General features: G+C 71.4%; 22 protein-coding genes. 13 read left to right on the top strand and 9 right to left on the bottom strand.

The window, feature by feature from the left end; genetic code table 11:
- Positions 1–9: 9 nt before the first annotated feature.
- From IEZ08_RS12515 to IEZ08_RS12505, 3 genes are all read right to left on the bottom strand, one after another.
- Entirely contained in the window at positions 10–762 is a 753-nt protein-coding gene (locus IEZ08_RS12515; protein WP_068927033.1) for a class I SAM-dependent methyltransferase, read from the bottom strand.
- Between the two features lie 123 nt (positions 763–885).
- Positions 886–1,983, bottom strand: a complete 1,098-nt coding sequence (locus IEZ08_RS12510) for an ABC transporter substrate-binding protein (protein WP_068927031.1) — start codon at positions 1,981–1,983, stop codon at positions 886–888.
- Between the two features lie 64 nt (positions 1,984–2,047).
- Positions 2,048–2,221, bottom strand: a complete 174-nt coding sequence (locus tag IEZ08_RS12505; protein ID WP_425312315.1) for a putative acetyltransferase — start codon at positions 2,219–2,221, stop codon at positions 2,048–2,050.
- A gap of 160 nt (positions 2,222–2,381) precedes the next feature.
- Here IEZ08_RS12505 and fdxA point away from each other — a divergent pair, with 160 nt between their 5' ends.
- The 3 genes from fdxA to IEZ08_RS12490 all read left to right on the top strand — a co-directional run bounded on the left by fdxA (position 2,382) and on the right by IEZ08_RS12490 (position 4,633).
- Positions 2,382–2,708 carry a ferredoxin gene (gene fdxA, locus IEZ08_RS12500; protein WP_062339033.1) on the top strand — a complete coding sequence of 109 codons (327 nt, stop codon included), beginning with the start codon at positions 2,382–2,384 and terminating at the stop codon, positions 2,706–2,708.
- 156 nt (positions 2,709–2,864) lie between these two features.
- Positions 2,865–3,944 carry a succinyldiaminopimelate transaminase gene (gene dapC / locus IEZ08_RS12495; RefSeq protein ID WP_084780700.1) on the top strand — a complete coding sequence of 360 codons (1,080 nt, stop codon included), beginning with the start codon at positions 2,865–2,867 and terminating at the stop codon, positions 3,942–3,944.
- Between the two features lie 11 nt (positions 3,945–3,955).
- A complete protein-coding gene (locus IEZ08_RS12490; RefSeq protein WP_068927027.1) occupies positions 3,956–4,633 on the top strand; it encodes a DUF4178 domain-containing protein in 678 nt (225 codons plus the stop codon).
- 114 nt (positions 4,634–4,747) lie between these two features.
- On the opposite strand, the gene IEZ08_RS12485 is transcribed toward IEZ08_RS12490, so the two are convergent.
- Positions 4,748–5,584, bottom strand: coding sequence for a hypothetical protein (locus IEZ08_RS12485; protein WP_068927025.1), 837 nt, complete (start codon positions 5,582–5,584; stop codon positions 4,748–4,750).
- 122 nt (positions 5,585–5,706) lie between these two features.
- Here IEZ08_RS12485 and dapE point away from each other — a divergent pair, with 122 nt between their 5' ends.
- The 3 genes from dapE to IEZ08_RS12470 all read left to right on the top strand — a co-directional run bounded on the left by dapE (position 5,707) and on the right by IEZ08_RS12470 (position 8,616).
- On the top strand, positions 5,707–6,768 hold the full coding sequence (dapE, locus tag IEZ08_RS12480; protein ID WP_068927023.1) for a succinyl-diaminopimelate desuccinylase: 1,062 nt from the start codon (positions 5,707–5,709) through the stop codon (positions 6,766–6,768).
- 456 nt (positions 6,769–7,224) lie between these two features.
- The gene (locus IEZ08_RS12475; protein ID WP_068929179.1) at positions 7,225–8,019 is read left to right on the top strand and encodes an LOG family protein; all 795 of its coding nucleotides are present in this window, start codon (positions 7,225–7,227) and stop codon (positions 8,017–8,019) included.
- Positions 8,020–8,028: 9 nt separating this feature from the next.
- Positions 8,029–8,616, top strand: coding sequence for an LOG family protein (locus tag IEZ08_RS12470; protein WP_068927021.1), 588 nt, complete (start codon positions 8,029–8,031; stop codon positions 8,614–8,616).
- A gap of 31 nt (positions 8,617–8,647) precedes the next feature.
- Here IEZ08_RS12470 and IEZ08_RS12465 read toward each other — a convergent pair whose 3' ends face one another.
- A complete protein-coding gene (locus IEZ08_RS12465; protein ID WP_068927019.1) occupies positions 8,648–9,028 on the bottom strand; it encodes a hypothetical protein in 381 nt (126 codons plus the stop codon).
- Between the two features lie 40 nt (positions 9,029–9,068).
- On the opposite strand from IEZ08_RS12465, the gene IEZ08_RS12460 reads away from it, so the two are divergent.
- A complete protein-coding gene (locus IEZ08_RS12460; RefSeq protein ID WP_068927017.1) occupies positions 9,069–9,764 on the top strand; it encodes a hypothetical protein in 696 nt (231 codons plus the stop codon).
- Positions 9,761–10,309 carry a DNA-3-methyladenine glycosylase I gene (locus IEZ08_RS12455; protein WP_068927015.1) on the top strand — a complete coding sequence of 183 codons (549 nt, stop codon included), beginning with the start codon at positions 9,761–9,763 and terminating at the stop codon, positions 10,307–10,309. The genes IEZ08_RS12460 and IEZ08_RS12455 overlap by 4 nt, the downstream gene beginning before the upstream one ends.
- A gap of 88 nt (positions 10,310–10,397) precedes the next feature.
- Here IEZ08_RS12455 and IEZ08_RS12450 read toward each other — a convergent pair whose 3' ends face one another.
- From IEZ08_RS12450 to IEZ08_RS12440, 3 genes are read right to left on the bottom strand one after another with little or no spacing between them, the layout of a single operon-like run.
- Positions 10,398–10,616, bottom strand: coding sequence for a hypothetical protein (locus tag IEZ08_RS12450; protein ID WP_068927013.1), 219 nt, complete (start codon positions 10,614–10,616; stop codon positions 10,398–10,400).
- 58 nt (positions 10,617–10,674) lie between these two features.
- Entirely contained in the window at positions 10,675–11,457 is a 783-nt protein-coding gene (locus tag IEZ08_RS12445; RefSeq protein ID WP_189242170.1) for an enoyl-CoA hydratase-related protein, read from the bottom strand.
- Between the two features lie 29 nt (positions 11,458–11,486).
- Positions 11,487–12,269, bottom strand: coding sequence for a PaaX family transcriptional regulator (locus tag IEZ08_RS12440; RefSeq protein WP_068929178.1), 783 nt, complete (start codon positions 12,267–12,269; stop codon positions 11,487–11,489).
- A gap of 191 nt (positions 12,270–12,460) precedes the next feature.
- On the opposite strand from IEZ08_RS12440, the gene IEZ08_RS12435 reads away from it, so the two are divergent.
- From IEZ08_RS12435 to IEZ08_RS12425, 3 genes are all read left to right on the top strand, one after another.
- A complete protein-coding gene (locus tag IEZ08_RS12435; RefSeq protein WP_068901342.1) occupies positions 12,461–12,628 on the top strand; it encodes a DUF3117 domain-containing protein in 168 nt (55 codons plus the stop codon).
- 155 nt (positions 12,629–12,783) lie between these two features.
- Entirely contained in the window at positions 12,784–14,208 is a 1,425-nt protein-coding gene (locus IEZ08_RS12430; protein WP_068929177.1) for a leucyl aminopeptidase family protein, read from the top strand.
- Positions 14,209–14,633: 425 nt separating this feature from the next.
- Complete coding sequence (locus IEZ08_RS12425; RefSeq protein WP_229803069.1) at positions 14,634–15,932, top strand: serine hydrolase domain-containing protein; 1,299 nt, start codon at positions 14,634–14,636, stop codon at positions 15,930–15,932.
- 91 nt (positions 15,933–16,023) lie between these two features.
- On the opposite strand, the gene IEZ08_RS12420 is transcribed toward IEZ08_RS12425, so the two are convergent.
- Positions 16,024–16,674 (bottom strand): O-methyltransferase, encoded by a 651-nt coding sequence (locus IEZ08_RS12420; protein ID WP_068927007.1) that lies wholly within the window; start codon positions 16,672–16,674, stop codon positions 16,024–16,026.
- A gap of 171 nt (positions 16,675–16,845) precedes the next feature.
- On the opposite strand from IEZ08_RS12420, the gene sigE reads away from it, so the two are divergent.
- Positions 16,846–17,478: an RNA polymerase sigma factor SigE gene (gene sigE / locus IEZ08_RS12415; RefSeq protein ID WP_068927005.1), complete on the top strand. Its 633-nt coding sequence runs from the start codon at positions 16,846–16,848 to the stop codon at positions 17,476–17,478.
- A 76-nt stretch (positions 17,479–17,554) separates the two neighbouring features.
- Entirely contained in the window at positions 17,555–18,097 is a 543-nt protein-coding gene (locus IEZ08_RS12410) for an anti-sigma factor family protein (RefSeq protein WP_068927004.1), read from the top strand.
- The last annotated feature ends 4 nt before the right edge of the window (positions 18,098–18,101 follow it).

The raw sequence follows: 18,101 nt of genomic DNA, 5'->3' as shown, positions 1-18,101 counted from the left end.
CGGATCTGGTCAGCGACGTACCGCGGCGAAGCGTAGCCGGACGTAGTCGGCCATCCAGCCGGTCTCCCGCCGCAGAGCCGGTGCTGCCAGCTCGTTCACCCGGCGCAGCAGTGGTTCGACGATGTCCGCGGGCACCCCGTGGAGCAACGATCCGGCGAACATCCGCACCCAGTCCGCCGCCCCGTCGGGGCATTCGTCAAGTGGCGTGGGCCGGTCGAAGTACTCGAGAATGCGGACGGCGAACCCGCCCTTCTCCAGCCGGGTGGCGTACTCGGCCGGGGTCGGGAAGTACCACGGCAGGTCGGGGTCGGGCAGCCGGTACTCCCGCCACGCGGTGGACACCGCGGCCGTCAGCGCCGCGCAGTTGCCCGCGCCGCCCATCTCGGCCACGAACCGCCCGCCCGGGGCCAGGGCCTCGCGGACGCTGGCGATCACCGCGTCCGGGTGGCGGCTCATCCAGTGCAGAGCCGCGTTGGAGAAGACCGCGTCGTACGGCTGCGCGAGTACGAAGTCGTGCCCGTCGCCGACGATGAAGTCCAGGCCGGGATACTGCGCCAGGGCCTTCTCGATCATCGCCTGGGAGCCGTCGATCCCGAGCACGTGGGCGCCCCGGGAGGCGATCTCGGCGGTCAGCACCCCGGTGCCGCAGCCGAGGTCCACGATGCGCTCGCCGGGCTGCGGGTCGAGGAGGTCGACCAGGGGGGCGCCGTGTGCCGAGACGTATCCGAAGCCGGTGTCATGAGTGCGAGCGGTCCACCTCATCAAGCTCGGTGTGTCGTATCGCAAGACGATCAGCTCACATTCTGAGACAGGGTGGCCCCGTTCCGGTGCTCTCCCATCACTTTAGAGCCTTTAGCATGTCCCGACATATCAGTCTCACCAGCATCATTGGTGATCGATCGTCCCGGCCCACTCACGCTGCAGGTATGCCTTGGCCGCGTCGGCCTCCGGGATGGTCAGGATCACCGGCGTGCCGTCCGCCGCGGGGAGCCTGCCGGCCAGCTCGGAGTCCAGGGTGCCGCGCATCCGCATGGCCTCCGTCCGGACCGGCCGGGCGAAGCCCTTCAGGAACAGGTTCTGGCCCCGGTCGGACAGGAGGAACTCCTGCCAGAGCCGGGCCGCGGCCGGGTGCGGGGCGTCCTTGTTGACCGCCTGCACGTAGTAGGACCCGAGTACGGCGCCGCGCGGGACGGTGACCTTCCAGCCCGGCCCGTCGTCCGCGTCCTCGGCGGCCCGGGCGGCGTTGAGGAAGTCCCAGTCGAGGACGGCGGTGGGCGGTTGCCCCGGTGCGGCGAGGTTCCCGGCCTCCTTCAGCCGCGCGAAGAACTCCACGCCCCGCTCGGCATCGGCCCGGCCGTCCCGGATCGAGGCCGCCATCACGCCGCCGAAGGCGGCGGCGTTCCGCCGCGGGTCGCCCGGGAGCCAGACGCTGTAGCCGGGCTTGAGCAGGTCGGCGTAGGAGGCCGGGGCCGCGACCCGGCGTGAGTCGTAGCCGATGGACATGTACCCGCCGTAGGCGGCGTACCAGCGCCCTTCGGTGTCCTTGAGATCGTCGGGGATGTCCTGCCAGCCGTGCACCCGGTACGGGGCGAAGGAGTCGGCGTTGGCCACCGCCACCTCCAGGCTCAGGTCGAAGACGTCGGGCTTGAGCTGCGCGGCGGCCTCCATCTGGCGCGTGCTGCTCGCTCCCGGTTCGAGCTCGGTGACCTTGATCCCGTACTCGTCGGAGAATGCCTCGATGATCTCGCCGTAGTTCACCCAGTCGCGCGCCAGCGCGATCACCGTGAGCGAGCCCTCCCGCTTGGCCGCCTCGATGAGCCCGTCCATGCTCGTGAAGCCCTCTCGCACGGAGGCGGCCTGGACCTTCACCTGGGAGGGCTGATCACTCCGGGGTGCCGGAACCTCGGCGGCCCCGCATCCGGCGAGCGCGGCGGAGAGCGTCACGGCGGAGAGCGCCACGGCGGCGATGCTGCGTACAGTCACGTGCCGGATACTTATGGCGGCGGCCGACGGGGTCGAGGAGGCGCGAGCTTTCTTGGTGAACGGCTTACGCCCCGCCTGCGACCACCTTGGCCGCGGCGAGCGACTCCTCGGGGATCTCGACGAGGGTCCCGTCGCGCTTGCGCACGCCCAGCACGCCGTCCCGCCAGAACTCCAGCTCGCCCACGGCGTCGCGGAACCCCTCGGGGACCCGTCGCCGGGTCGTCACCCTTTTCCCCACGTCAGCAGGGGTTATGGTGATACTCAGCCGAGCTCCGAAGGCGGGAGACACCGTAGAGGACCCCCTCGCGTTTCAGAGAAGTGGCGGGCACGGCAATACTAGGGCGTAGCAACCCGCGGTCGAAGTCGTGCCTAGGTGCGTAAAGAAGAAGGAGCCCGAGGTGACCTACGTCATCGCGCAGCCTTGCGTGGACGTCCTGGACAAGGCGTGCATCGAGGAGTGCCCCGTCGATTGCATCTACGAGGGCGAGCGCATGCTCTACATCCACCCCGACGAGTGCGTGGACTGCGGCGCGTGCGAACCCGTCTGCCCCGTTGAGGCGATCTTCTACGAGGACGACCTTCCCGAGCAGTGGAAGGACTTCTACAAGGCCAACGTCGACTTCTTCGAGGACCTGGGCTCGCCCGGCGGCGCCTCCAAGGTCGGCAAGATCGAGAAGGACCACCCGATCGTCGCGGCCCTGCCCCCGCAGGCCGAGGACCACTAGAGGCCCGTCCCGCCGGGTCCTCGCCGAGGCGAGGGCCCGGCGGGCACACCCAACGCCGACGTGAACGGGACGGCCGCCGCGCCGTCCCGTTCACGGAGGCTTCGTCGACGACCTTCCCCGCTCCCCCTGGGCGGGGCATGCCTGGCTGGGAGAACTGTGATCGGGCTGCCGGACTTTCCGTGGGATCGGCTCGCGCCGTACAAGGAGATGGCGCAGGCGCACGGCGGCGGGATCGTCGACCTGTCGGTGGGCACCCCCGTCGACCCGGTGCCCGACGTCGTACGGCGGGCGCTGGCCGACGCCTCCGACAGCCCCGGCTACCCGCTGACCTACGGCACCGAACGGCTGCGCACCGCCGCCGCCGGGTGGTTCCGGCGCAGGCACGGGGTCGTCCTCGACCAGGCGGCCGTGCTGCCGCTGATCGGCTCCAAGGAGTTCGTGGCCTGGCTCCCCACGCTGCTGGGCATCGGCCCCGGCCAGCGGGTGATCTTCCCGGAGCTGGCCTACCCCACCTATGACGTGGGCGCGCGCCTGGCGGGCGCGGAGCCGTACGCCACCGACGGGCTGCTCGCGCTCGGCCCCGAGCGGGTGCCGCTGGTCTGGGTGAACTCCCCGTCCAACCCGACCGGCCGGGTCCTGCCCGCCGAGCACCTGCGCAAGGTCGTCTCCTGGGCGCGCGAGCGCGGCGCGATCGTGGCCTCCGACGAGTGCTACATCGAGCTGGGCTGGGAGGAGCAGCCGATCTCGATCCTGCACCCGGACGTGTGCGGCGGTTCGCACGAGGGGCTGCTCGCGGTGCACTCGCTCTCCAAGCGCTCCAACCTGGCGGGATACCGGGCGGGGTTCGCTGCCGGGGATCCCGCGCTGATCCGGAGGCTGCTGGAGGTCCGCAAGCACGCGGGGATGATCGTGCCTGCCCCGGTCCAGGCGGCGATGGCCGTGGCGCTGGACGACGACGCGCACGCCGACGAGCAGCGGGGCCGCTACGCCGCGCGCCGGGCGGCGCTCCGCCCGGCCCTGGAGGCGGCCGGCTGGCGGATCGAGCACTCCACCGCGGGCCTGTACCTGTGGGCGTCCAACGGCGAGAGCTGCTGGGACCAGGTGCGCGCCCTGGCGGAGAAGGGCATCCTCGTCGCGCCCGGCGACTTCTACGGCGAGGCCGGGAACCGGCATGTCCGCGTCGCCCTCACGGCCAGTGACGAACGTGTCGATGCGGCGGTGCGCCGCCTCCAGTAGGATCCCGCGGCATGACCCCTGCGGTCGCCGTGATACTCGGACTGAGTGCGATCACCGCGATTCTGCTGCTTGGCGCGTTCTACGCGACCACGCGCCAGGACCGCAAGACGTCCGTGGCCGAGTCTTCCGGCGAGACCCCCCTACCCGCCGAGGCCGAGCGGCCGTCGCCGCTTCCTCCCCTGCCCGACACGGGCCACGTCGGCATCGACTATCCCGACCCGCGCACGATCAAGGTGGGCGACACCATCGAGTGCCAGGGGGCGCGCAGCCGTGTCCTCGGCGCGCTGTATCTGTCGTGTCAGGGAGTCCAGTGGACCGAGTACCTGCTGGACGACGGCAGCCGCCGCCACCGCTGGCTCTCGGTCGAGACGAGAGCCGGCCTCACCCCGGACGACGCGCCCCATCTCGAGGTGCTGCTGTGGACGCCGGTCCCCACCCAGGGGATGGTTCCCGCCAAGACGATGATCATCGTGGAGGGGGTGGAGTTCTTCCCGGGGGAGCGGGGCACCGCGGCCTTCCGCTCCGAGGGCTTCACCGGGACGCCGGAGCGCGGACTGCTCGACTTCGCCGACTACCGCGCGACCGACGGCCGCCTGCTCTCCTTCGAGCGGATCCAGGGCGAGCCGTGGGCCTCCGCCTACGCCCAGCCGCTGCCCCCGGGCTCGATCATGATCGGGAAGAAGGTCTGATCGGGAAGAAGGCGTGAGCGGGGAGAAGGCGTGAGCGGGGAGAAGGCGTGAGCGGGGAGAAGGCGTGAGCGGGGAGAAGGCGTGAGCGGGGAGAAGACCTGAGGGACCGGGCGGTCAGGAGATCTGGACCCTTTCCCGGGAGGCTCCGGCGTCGGCCTGCCAGGCGTTCTCCTCACCCGCTGTCACGTTCCACGCGTGCCCGTCGTACCGGATCCGGCGCAGGCCGTACTTCTGGGCGTGGGCCAGCGACCAGGTGGCGATCAGCCAGCCGCGCTTGCGGGAGGAGACGTCCAGGGTGGTCCCGGCGCCGAGCGTGCGGGCCAGCTCCCGCCTGGCCTCGTCCGGGGAGGGGGCGGGCGCGGGGGTCTCCTCGTCGCCCTCGGGAGAGAACCAGCAGTGCACCGCGCGGGGCACCCGGCCGGTGAACGCCGCAGCCAGGATCTTCGCGTTCTCCTCGTGCTGGGCGTACAGCGAGCCGTCAGCCGAGCGCTGCACCTCCTGGGCCGCCTCGTGCAGCGGGATCTTCCGGTAGTTCTTCACCTTGACCAGCGCGGTGAAGAACTTGCCGGAGGCGTAGACCGGGTCGAGCAACTGCTCCGGCGTGCCCCACCCCTGCGAGGGACGCTGCTGGAACACCCCGAGCGAGTCGCGGTCGCCGAATTCGAGGTTCAGCAGCTTCGACTCCTGGATGCCCGTGGCGTAGGCGATCACGACGGCCCGCTCGGGCAGCTTGCGGCGGTGCGCCACCCCGGCGATCGCGGCGGCCACCTGGGCCTGCTCGATCTCCAGCTCCAGGGTCCCGTCCGGGGTGGTGATCGTGCAGCCCTCGGTCGCCTCGGTCAGCGTGGTGAACCGGTTGATCAGCACGAAGACGCCCGCGGTGATGGCCACCGCGAGCACGGTCACGATCACGATGATCGTGATGACACCTCTGGAAAGCCGCCGCTGCACGGTGAAGAACCTACATGCCCCCCGGCCGTCGCGCGGCTCGTGGAGTTCGGGTAAGCCGTACCGGCAGGGAGCGCGGAGATCGCGGGGAGCGCGCGCACAGCGGCGGCGATAGGGTCGCTGGCATGAGTACGCGGCTGGATCTCACTCAGGACGTCGGGGCGCTCACCGCGCGCATCGTGGACATCGAGTCGGTGAGCGGCGCGGAGAAGGCGCTCGCGGACGCGGTGGAGGAGGCGCTGCGGGCCCTGCCGCACCTGAGCGTGGACCGCGACGGCGACTCGGTCGTGGCCCGCACCCGCCTCGGCCGGGGCGAGCGGGTGGTGATCGCCGGGCACCTCGACACCGTCCCGGTCGCGGACAACCTGCCCAGCCGGGTCGAGGGCGACCTGCTGTACGGCTGCGGCACCTCGGACATGAAGAGCGGCGTCGCGGTCGCGCTGAAGCTGGCCGCCGCGCTGGAGGCGCCGAGCCGGGACGTGACCTACGTCTTCTACGACTGCGAGGAGATCGAGGCCGAGCGCAACGGGCTGCTCCGGCTCAGCCGGAACCGTCCCGAGTGGCTCGCCGGGGACTTCGCGGTGCTCATGGAGCCCACCGACGGGACGATCGAGGGCGGCTGCCAGGGCACCCTCCGGGCGCAGGTCGTCACCCGGGGCCGGCGGGCGCACAGCGCCCGCTCCTGGCTCGGGGTCAACGCGATCCACGCGGCCCGGCCGGTGCTGGAGATCCTGGAGGGCTACGAGGCGAGGATGCCGGTGGTCGACGGGCTGGAGTACCACGAGGGCCTGAACGCGGTGGGCGTCGCCGGAGGGGTCGCGGGCAACGTGATCCCCGACGAGTGCGTGGTGACGGTCAACTACCGCTTCGCCCCCGACCTGTCCCTGGAGGCGGCGCGGGACCACGTGAGCGAGGTGTTCGACGGCTTCGAGGTCCGCTTCACGGACGGGGCTCCGGCCGCGAGGCCCGGCCTGACCCACCCGGCGGCGGCCGCGTTCGTGACGGCCGTGGGCGGCGTGCCGCGGGCCAAGCTCGGCTGGACCGACGTCTCCCTCTTCGCCGGCCTCGGCATCCCCGCCGTCAACTACGGTCCCGGTGACCCGAACCTGGCCCACCAGCGCGGTGAGTTCGTGTCCCTGGAGAAGATCGCCGAATGCGAGCGCCGCATGCTCGCCTGGCTGGGCTGACCGCGACGCTGTGTCGATGGCGACGCTGGGCGTCGCGGCTCGGGGGCTGGTAACCGGTGCCTTCCCTCGTCGGACTTGCGTCGCTGCGCTCCGACGTCCTCCTCGGTCCAGCGCACCGGCGCCCCCTCGCGGGTCGATGGCGACGCTGGGCGTCGCGGCTCGGGGGCTGGTAACCGGTGCCTTCCCTCGTCGGACTTGCGTCGCTGCGCTCCGACGTCCTCCTCGGTCCAGCGCACCGGCGCCTCCTCGCGGGTCGATGGCGACGCTGAGGCGGAACCGCCGGAGGGATGCCGCACAAAAGAAAGTGGCTTTCCTCGCCGGCCATTTGGCGGGGAAAGCCACTTTCAGTCCCGAGCAGCACCCTCGGCAGTTAGACGCAGCCCCGTCGAAATCCGGTTCCGTGTTTTCAGAGGGAATTTTCAAGATTTTTTCCAAGGGGGCGCTAGCGTGATCGGCATGAAGAGAACACGCCCGGAACGCCGTCAGGGATCCGCCGTGGTCCGCGGCGACTTCGTCCCCGATTCAACCTACGACCAGCGACTTCTCGATCGGCGAGGGCCGGCCGACTGGCTCCACATGGACCCGTGGCGGGTGCTGCGCATCCAGGCCGAGTTCGTGGAGGGCTTCGGGCAGCTGGCCGAGCTCCCCCAGGCGGTGACCGTCTTCGGCTCGGCCCGGACCCCGCAGGACTCGGCCGAGTACCGGTTGGGGGTGGAACTGGGCAGGAAGCTCTCCGAGGCGGGATACGCCGTGATCACCGGCGGGGGTCCCGGCTGCATGGAGGCGGCCAACAGGGGAGCCGCCGAGGCGGGTGGCATCTCGGTCGGGCTCGGCATCGAGCTCCCCTTCGAGCAGCACATGAACGAGTACGTGGACCTCGGCATCGAGTTCCGCTACTTCTTCGTCCGCAAGACCATGTTCGTGAAGTACTCCTGCGGGTTCGTCACGCTGCCGGGCGGCTTCGGCACGCTGGACGAGCTGTTCGAGGCGCTGACGCTCGTGCAGACCCGGAAGGTCACCTCCTTCCCGGTGGTCCTGATGGGCAGCGAGTTCTGGGGCGGGATGATCGAATGGATCAGGTCCTCCCTCGCGGCCACCAAGAAGATCTCCCCGGAGGACCTGGATCTCATCCACGTCACCGATGACCCGGACGAGGCCGTACGGATCATCGCCGAGGCGGACCGGGGGAGGTCCGGTCAGCGCAAGGACGAGGAGGAGTCGGTTCAGCGGACGGTCGCCGACGCCCAATAGGGTTGGTCTGTGTTCATCTGCGTATTCCTGGCATCGAGTCAGAGGATTGACGACAAATACCTGGTGCTGGCCGAGGAGGTGGGCACCGAACTCGCCCGGCGTGGGCACACCCTGGTCAGCGGAGGAGCCAGGGTGTCGTGCATGGGCGCGGTGGCCCGCGCCGCCCGTGCCGCGGGCGCCCGCACGGTGGGAGTGATCCCGCAGGCCCTGGTGGACATCGAGGTCGCCGACGAGGACTCGGACGAGCTGATCGTCACCGCCGACATGCGCGAGCGCAAGGGCGTCATGGACGCCCGCTCCGAGGCCTTCCTGGTGCTGCCCGGCGGCATCGGCACGCTGGAGGAACTCTTCGAGATCTGGACCACCCGGACGCTCGGACTCCACGACAAGCCGCTGGTCGTCCTGGACCCGTGGGGCCTGTACGCCCCGCTGCGGGAACTGGTCGGGAACATGCACGAGGCGGGTTTCACCCGTCCGGACGTCTTCGACGCGATCTCCTGGACCACCACCGTCGAGGAGGCGTTCGAGCACCTGGAGAAGAGGACCCGGCACCTGAGCCCCACCCCGGAGGAGGTGGGCGAGGCCTCGGCCGGGTGACCGGGCAGCGCCGGCGAGCCAGGCGAGCGGGTCAGGCGAGGCCGCGACGGGCCAGTGCGGGGGGACGGCGACCGGCCAGGGACTCGGTCATCTCGACCGCGAGCCGTACCTGGTCGGGACGGCCGGTACGGAAGACACGGGCGCCCAGCCAGGCGCAGATCGAGGCCGCGGCCAGTTCCGCGGCCTCTTCTTCGTGCTCTCCCGGTTCTTCGTGCTCTCCCGGCTTCCCGGGCTCCGCGGACGCGCCGCCCTCCCCGGCCGGCTTCGCGGGAGTCTCCCCGGCCAGCTTCGCGGGCGTGACGAGAACGGTGCGCCCGGCCTGGGCGAGCCGCTCGATCTCGGTTGTCGAACGGGCCTCCACCCAGCCGGGTTCGCCGTCGTCGTCCGGTCCGATCACCATGAGAGCCACCATGGCGCGATCCTAAGCCAGGAGTTGTGGCACGATTCGTAGTGTGCTGGTCGTACTCGCCCTTGCCGCTCTCGCCATTCTCGCCGGTGTGGTGGCGGTCGCCATGGGAAGGGGCGGGGAGCTGACCGAGTTCGCCCCCGACGTCCCCCCTCTGACCCTGCCCGACGCCGCACAGCTCAGCGCCGTGGACTTCATGGCCCTGCAGCTCCCCGTGAGCCTGGTCGGCTATCACACGCAGAGCGTGGACGAGACGCTGCAGCGGGTCGCGAACGCACTGAGCGAGCGTGACACCAGGATCGCGGTTCTGGAGCAGCGGGTGGCGGAGCTGCTCGCCGGGAAGCTCCAGGCCCGCCAGGAAGCGCTCGCCGGCCCGGCGTACGGCCCGGTCACCCGGCACCAGCCCGTGATCCCGGAGGGGGAGCCCGCCGAGCTGCCCGAGAACGGCCTCGTCGAGGCAGGGGAGGCGTGGGCGGGCACCGGTTCCCCGGCGCCGGAACAGGCCGCCGGTCAGGCCGCGGAATCCGCCGACGAGCCGATGCCCCTCGACGAGCGGATGTCCGCCGACGAGCGGACTCCGGCCGACGAGCCGATCCCGGCCGGGGAAGGGCCCCTGGACGGTGAGCGGGCTCCGGCCGGCGAACGGGACGGCGGCGACGGGGCCTCTGCGGCGGAGCGGGCCGGGGAGGCGGACGAGGAGACGCGGGCGACCGGGCGGGAGGACGTGAAGGAGGCCCGGTGACCGGGATCACGCGGTGCGGATGGGTGACCTCCGCACCCGAGTACATCGCCTACCACGACGAGGAGTGGGGTCGCCGGGTCGAGGGTGACGACCGGGTGTTCGAGCGGCTCACCCTGGAGGCGTTCCAGTCGGGCCTGTCGTGGATCACGATCCTGCGCAAGCGGGAGAACTTCCGCGCCGCCTTCGCCGGGTTCTCCATCCCGGCCGTGGCGGCGTTCGGCCAGGCCGACATCGACCGGCTGCTCGCCGACCCGGGCATCGTCCGCAACCGGGCCAAGATCGAGGCGGCTGTGGCCAACGCCCGGGTGGCCCTCGACGTCGGCCTCTCGGACCTCGTCTGGCGCTACGCCGACCCGGGATCCCCGGCGCCGCGGACCGACGCCGACGTGCCCGCCCAGACACCCGGCTCCCGGGCCCTGGCCAAGGAGCTGAAGCGGCACGGCTTCCGTTTCGTCGGGCCCACCACCGCCTACGCGCTGATGCAGGCCATCGGCCTGGTCAACGACCACGTCTCCGGCTGCTGGGTCCGGGACGGCCTCTCCTGAGCTCCTGAGCCCCTCCTGAGCGCCTGAACCCCTCCTCCCGGGCTGAACCCCTCCTGAGAGCCTGAGCCGTGTCTCCCGGCGTTCCGCGTCATCCCCGGCGGCGGGCCCGCGCCCCGGCGACGATCGCCCTCGCCTCCTCGGCGGTGACTCCCAGCCTGGTCCGGAGGGCGTGCGCCGGCCTCCCCAGGAGCACGGCGACCCCGCCGGCGACGAGCACGGCCAGGAATCCCAGGGGCTTGCCCAGCGTCGGAGGAGCGATCACCAGCAGCACGGCGAAGAGCGCGACCAGCACCGGGACGACGATCACCGCTCGGAGCCTGACGCGCCGGGACGGAGAACGCCCCGGCCGACGCCGGCGCCGATGCCTAACGCCCTTGGAAGACCGGGCGCTCCTTGCTGAGGAACGCGCGGGTGGCGTTCAGGTGGTCGCCGGTTTTGGCGCAGGCGTCCTGGAGGTCGGCCTCCAGCTCCAGCGCCTCGTTCAGCGTACTGCCGGCCGCTGATGCCAGAGCCTGCTTGGTCGCGGCATAGGCGCTGGTCGGGCCCTGTGCCAGCCGTACGGCCAGAGCCCGGGCCTCGGCGGCGAGGTCCTCGGCCGAGACGACCTTGGACACGATGCCGAGCTCCAGCGCGCGGGCGGCGTCGATCGGCTCGTTCAGCAGGAGCAGCTCGGCCGCGCGGGCCGGTCCCACCAGGCGCTGCAGGGTCCAGGACGCGCCGGAGTCGGGGGCCAGCCCGATCCCGGTGAAGGCCATCGTGAACTTGGCCCTGTCGGAGGCGATCCGCAGGTCGCAGGCGAAGGCCAGGGAGGCGCCCGCGCCCGCCGCGACGCCGTTCACCGCGGCGACGACCGGCTTGCCCATCTCCGTGATCGCCCGGATGATCGGGTTGTAGTGGGTGCGCACGGTGTCGTTGAGCCCCCGGCCCGCCTCCAGGTTGGCGGCGTGCTCGGTGAGGTCCTGGCCGGCGCAGAACGCCCGCCCCGCCCCCGTCAGCAGAACCGCGCGCACGGCGTAGGCCTGCGCGGCACTGGTCAGCGCCTCGAGCAGATCGGTCTTGGCCCGGACGGTCAGGGAGTTCATCGCCTCGGGGCGGTCCAGCGTGATGGTGGCGACGGCTTCGTCGACGGAATAGAGGACATCGTTCAACGGAAGACCCCCTTCAGGGTTCGGCGCGGTCAGGATTCGGCCAGGTGGCGGTCGACGAAGGCGGCGGCGGCGGGGAGCAGGCGCGCGGCCTCCTGCTCGAAGTAGGCCCGTGCCTTCTCGCCGGGCCAGCCCGGCGGGAGGAGGTCGGCGGGGAGACCTGGGTCGCGGAACAGGAAGTTGCGCCAGCCGTGCACCAGCCTGCTGCGGGTGGCGAACATCCGGTCGTCGTCGGCGTCGTCCGGCAGGGCGCCGAGGAGTTCCATCGCGCGGGCCAGCCACTCCTCGTAGGCGGCCCCGATGGCCTCCAGATCCCAGGTCCGGGCGACCAGGGCCCGGGCATCGCCGTCGAGCACCGCGTCGAACCGTTCGGCGTGCACTCCCTCGCCCGCGATCAGCGTGTCGAGCTCGGGGGAGGGACGGGGGCCGACCCAGGTCGTCTCCGACAGCGGCGCGTACCCCAGGAAGGACAGGCTGGCCCTGAGCCGCTCACGCCGGGGGCGCTCGCGGACCGGCTCGACCACGATCAGGTGCCACCGGCCCGACCAGGTGATCGTCCCGGCTCGGTAAATTCTCAGCGCGGCCTCGTCGAGACGGCGCACGCACTTCGGAGTGGCCTCGTAGCCGGGCCCCCGGGGCAGGCGGACCGGAGCGAGCCATCCCTGGCGGACCATCCGCGAGACGGCCGTGCGCACGGCGGGAGCCGCGATCTCCAGCGGTGCGAGCAGGCGGACGAGAGCGGCGACGGACGCACGGCCGCCCCGGGACCGCAGGTGGTCCCCGTACAGATCGAACAGCGCGGCGCGGGCGTTCACGGAGACAAGTTTGGTCGCCGGAGGGGTCCGGTACAACGGTGCCGGGTGCCAGATGGTGTCAAAGGGGAAGCTGATCGTTCCCATTCTGAGCGTGGAGGCAGGATAATAGGACATCACAGAAGACGTGAATGCGTCGGCCACCCTCGGGTCAGTGGGAGATCCGAAAGCCCGGAGCAGGAAGGGATACACGCATGGCGGCGATGAAGCCGAGGACCGGCGATGGTCCGCTGGAGGTCGTCAAGGAAGGCAGGGGAATCGTCATGCGGGTCCCGCTGGAGGGCGGCGGGCGGCTTGTCGTCGAGCTCTCGGCGGACGAAGCCGGCGCCCTCGGAGAGGAACTGAAGAAGGTCGTCGGCTGAGGCCGACCTGATCCCGGCGGTGCGCCGACCAACGACACGGCCCTGGCGAACAGGCCCCCCTGCGGTGGCCCGTGCCAGGGCCGCGGCGTTCTCACCGGTTTGAGAAGTGGAGCTACCACGTGCCCATACAGACCTCGATCACTACGGCCGTCCGGATGCCGGCCGACGCCGAGCTGCTCGCGGTTCCTTTCGACGCGGACCTCGACCCGCAGGTCGAGCTCCCGCTGCCCGCCGCCGCGCTGCTCGGCCACTACCAGGCCAAGGGCGAGGCGGGTGAGATCGTCGAGGTGCCCGTCGCGCGCGGCGACGCCGTCGGCCGGGTCCTGCTGTACGGCGTCGGCGACGGTTCGGCCGCCGCGCTGCGCAAGGCGGGTGCGGCGGTGGCCCGCCGGGCCAGGGGGCGGGACGCGCTCAGCGTGGTGCTGCCCGCAGGGCCCGCCGGGGCGGCGCTCGTGGAGGGCGCGCTGCTGGCCTCCTACACCTTCCGGATCGGCGAGAACAGCGGCTCCGGACCGGTGGCGGCGATCGAGTTCGCGGGCGAGGGCGCCGAGGCCGCGGTGGAGCGGGGACGGGTGATCGCGGAAGCGGTCGCGTTCGCCAGAGACCTGGCCAACATGCCCTCCTCGGTGAAGACCCCCCAGTGGCTCGCGGAGCGGGCCCTGGAGCAGCTGGCCGAGGAGGGCCCGCGCGGCCGGATGAGCGCGCGGATCTGGGACGAGGACGCCCTGCTCTCCGAGGGCTTCGGCGGCATCCTGGCCGTCGGCCAGGGGGCGGTGAGCCCGCCGCGGCTGATCCAGCTCTCCTACGAGCCCGAGGACGCCACCGAGCGCCGTGCCGGGGGTACCCCGCTCAAGCACGTCGTCCTGGTCGGGAAGGGCATCACCTACGACACCGGCGGCCTGTCGATCAAGCCCACCGAGGGCATGAAGTTCATGAAGACCGACATGGCGGGCGGTGCGGTCGTCATCGCGGTCCTGGGCGCCCTGGCCGCTCTCGGAGCTCCGGTCCGCGTCACCGGCCTGATCGCCGCGGCCGAGAACGCCTTCTCCGGTACGGCCCAGCGTCCCGGCGACGTCATCACGCAGTACGGCGGGCGGACCGTCGAGGTGCTCAACACCGACGCAGAGGGCCGCCTGGTGATGGCCGACGCGCTGGCCTACGCCGACGCCGAGCTGAACCCCGACGTCATGGTCGACGTCGCCACGCTGACCGGGGCGATCAGCATCGCCCTGGGCAAGGGCCTGGGCGCCCTGTTCGCCTCCGACGACGGGCTGGCCGCCGAACTGACCGAGGCCGGGGAGAGCAGCGGCGAGCGGCTCTGGCGGATGCCGCTGACCGAGGACTACGTTCCGGCGCTGGAGTCGTCGGTCGCGGACCTGGCCAACATCGAGGCGGGATCCACCTACGGCGCGGGCTCGATCACCGCCGCGCTGTTCCTGCGCGAGTTCACCGGCAAGCGGCCGTGGGCGCACCTGGACATCGCGGGGGTCGGGCGCAGCACCGCCGACGAGGGCATCCTCACCAAGGGAGCCACCGGCTTCGGGGTGCGCCTGTTGCTGGAGTGGCTGTCGGGCGGCTGAGGCCGTACGAGGGGCTGTTTCCCCGCCTCGCGGCCTCCGGGCCGCGGACCGGCCGGGGAACGGCTCCCGGGGCGTCTGCGGCCCTTCCCGGTGCCGCATCAGGCAACGTTCGCGCCGCTGTGAACTGCCGTCCGGCTGCTGAGCCGGACGGCCCAGGGCCTCACCCTTCCTGAGCGCCGCGAGACCAAGAAGCGCGAGACCAAGAAGCGCGAGACCAAGAAGCGCGAGACCAAGAAGCGCGAGACCAAGAAGACCACCACGACGACGGGCGGCCGAAAGCGAATCGATCACCTGTACCGTGCGGCCGGTGGCGCGCGGTGAGTACGCCCGTCTTACCACTGGGTAAGCCCGTCCTACCGTGTGCCTACGGCAGTCGCGCCGCAGAGCAAGCCGGTACATGAATCGGAAGACGCATGCTGGGCGCCATGACCATGTGTCGATTCGGTACGTCCGCCTCGCGGCTGGCAGCCGCGACCCTGGCCGCCGCGCTGTTCGCGGCGAGCCCTGCGGCCGCCACTGCGGACGCCACTGCAGAAGGCGGCCTCGACCGGCAGCGGCTGCGCCAGACGCTGGACGCCGTGCACGAGGCCGGCATGTACGGCATCCATTCGAACGTCGTGGACGGCCGGCGGAGGTGGAAGGGCGCCGCAGGCATCGCCGACGTCGAGACCCGCCGCCCGATGCGTCCCGAGATGGTGCACCGGGCCGGGAGCGTCACCAAGTCGTTCGTTGCGGTGGCCGTGTTACAGCAGGTCGGCAAGGGCACGATCGAGCTCGATGCCCCCGTCGGCCGCTATCTGCCGGATGTGATCCCGGGTGAGCGCGGGCGGCGGATCACCGTACGCATGCTGCTCAACCACACCAGCCACATCGCCAACCACATCGAGGTGCTCTTCCCGACGGTCGGGAGCCTGGACGCCAACCGCTTCCGTACCTTCCTGCCGGAGGAGCTGGCGCGGGCGGGGCTCGGCGCCCCCGCGACCGGGCAGCCGGGGGCGACGCCCGGGGTGTACTCGAACACGAACTTCGTCATCGCCGGCCTGCTACTGGAGAAGGTGACGGGCATGAGCGCCGAGCGGTACATCACCGACCACGTCTTCCGGAAGGCCGGGCTGCGGCACACGTGGTTCCCGCGTACGCCGTACCTGCCCGGGCCGAGCTCCAAGGCGTACGAGGCGCTCTTCGGGTTCTTCGACCCGCCCAAGGACTACAGCGTCTACAACATGTCCTGGGGCTGGACCTCGGCTGCGGCCGTCTCGACGATGGAGGACCTCAACCGCTTCTTCCGGCTGCTGCTGCGCGGCGAACTGCTCGACGCGGCTCTGCTCGCCGAGATGCGGAAGACCGTGTCCATCCGGTCGCTGTCGGGCGCCGTGATCGACTACGGTCTCGGGATCTTCCCCCTCGACCTGCCGTGCGGCAGGTTCTGGGGGCACGACGGGAGCGTCCCCGGAATGCAGACCTTCGCGTTCTCCGATGCCGACGGCGGCCGCCGGTTCGCCTTCGGCATCAATCTGAGGAATTACCAGCAGCTCGATGAGAACGGTAGCCCGGTCGCGCACGCGATCGACTTCGCGATCGGGGACCACCTGCTGGAGGCGGCGTGCGGGCCCGGCACGGGGGCGGCGGCCAAGGCGGCACGGACGGACCCGGTCGGGATGGCGGAGGTCATCTCGGTGATCTCCGCCACGGGCACGCCCCGGGCCGACAGCAGCACCGATTGACGCACCTGCTCGTCGTCATGCAGGCCCGGCTGTTCGTCGCCGTTCAAGGGCTGACCGTACTCCAGCAGGGCGAACGGTGCCGGATACGGCGCTAGCCGGCGAGCTTGACGGCGGCGAGGATGCCGTTGCCGAGGGGCAGCAGGAGCGGGCGGAGCCGTTCGTCGGAGCGGACCAGCTTGCCCAGCTCCCGTACGGCGACGGTGTCCGGGTCGCGTTGGGTGGGGTCGGCGACCCGGTGGTGCCACAGGGCGTTGTCGAAGGTGACGATGCCGCCCGGGCGCAGCAGCCGGATGGCCTCGGCGAGGTAGTCGCCGTACTCCTGCTTGGCGCCGTCGCAGAAGACCAGGTCGTAGCCGCCGTCGGACAGGCGCGGCAGCACGTCGAGGGCGCGGCCGGTGATCAGCCGGACCCGTCCGCCGGAGAAACCGGCCTGGGCGAAGCTCTGCCGGGCCAGGCGCTGGTGCTCCGGCTCGACGTCGACGCTGGTGAGCGTGCCGTCCTGGCGCATGCCGCGCAGCAGCCACAGGCCGGAGACGCCGCAGCCGGTGCCGATCTCCACGACGGCGCGGGCGTTGATGGCCGTGGCGAGGAAACAGAGGGCGGCGCCGCCGCTGGGCGCGATCGGGGGCGCGCCCACCTCGGCGGCCCGCTGCCGTGCGGTACGGAGGATCTCGTCCTCGGGATGGAAGTCCTCGGCATAGGCCAGAGTGGCCTCCAACGGACTTGTCGGCGTCTCTGCCATCGGCCTCTCCTCCCGCTTTCTCCGTACACCGTCACATAGACACTGGGTCGCAGCCTAAGGGAGTCAGGCCCGATCGGGAACTCATGTCACGGCCAGTGCGTTGCACGGTTTAAGCGGCCTTTGCCGGTCGTGCAGATGATGAGTACGCACGAAGGGACAAAACCAGGCACTATGGCGATAGCGGTGGTCCCCGAGAGAGGAGTTCTGGTGGACGGATCCGACCACCAGGTGGACGCTCCCGTGCCTGACTGGACGCCTCCCACCTGGGAGGAGGTCGTCCGAACCCATTCGGCCCGCGTATATCGGCTGGCCTACCGGCTGACCGGCAACGTGCACGATGCCGAGGATCTCACCCAGGAGGTCTTCGTCCGGGTCTTCAGGTCCCTGTCGAACTACACGCCGGGAACCTTCGAAGGCTGGTTGCACCGCATCACCACCAACCTGTTCCTCGACATGGCGCGGCGCAGGCAGCGCATCCGGTTCGAGGGGCTCGCCGACGACGCGGCCGAGCGGCTGCGCGGGCGCGAGCCGTCCCCCGCGCAGGTCTACGACGACAGCCACCTGGAGGCCGACATCCAGGCGGCGCTCGACGCGCTCGCGCCGGAGTTCCGCGCCGCCGTCGTCCTGTGCGACATCGAGGGACTGTCGTACGAGGAGATCGCCGCGACGCTCGGCGTGAAGCTCGGCACCGTCCGCAGCCGCATCCACCGCGGCCGGGCCCAGTTGCGCGACGCGCTGGAGCACCGCGCGCCCCGCGGCGACCACTTCCCCCCCACCATCACGCGCGGGGAGGAATTCGCATGAGAGAGCAGCGAGGGCCCGAAGTGAGCACGACCGTCAGAGGCGAATGTCACAACGAGCCGCTTGGCAAGGAGCTGGCATGAGTCATCTTGGAGAGCGTGTTTCGGCGCTTGTCGACGGAGAGCTGAACCACCACGAGCGCGACCGTGCCCTGGCGCACCTGACCTTCTGCGCGGACTGCCGGGCCGAGGTCGACACCATGCGCGCGCTCAAGAGCCGCCTGCGGTCCCTGGACGGGCCGTCGATCCCGGCGGACCTGACCGTGTCGCTGCTGCGGATGGCCGAGCCCGGCGGCCCGCTGCCGCCGCGTGAGCGGCCCTTCCCGGCCTCCCGGACCTTCGGCGGGGCACCGATCCCGAGCATGCACAGCATCGCCCCGCCGGACAACCGGCCCCGCGGCCGTGCGTCCTCCGGCCCCCGCCGGTCCCGCCGGGCCGGCTACGTGGCGGTGGGCTTCGCCTCGGCGGCGGTGGCGCTGGGCACCCTGTTCGTCGTGAACGGCACCGAGTCGGCCCCGCGCGTCCCGCCGTCGGAGATGTTCGCCAACCAGTCCAGGAACGTCGCGCCGACCGGCACTGCGACGCCGACCCCCTCGCCCACGCCGCTCACGCCCAGCCCGTGAGGGC

Source organism: Planobispora rosea (genome assembly GCF_014648175.1).
GTDB lineage: Bacteria > Actinomycetota > Actinomycetes > Streptosporangiales > Streptosporangiaceae > Planobispora > Planobispora rosea.
Note: the sequence above shows the minus strand (reverse complement) of the source record. Positions and strands in the feature narration are given on the sequence as shown.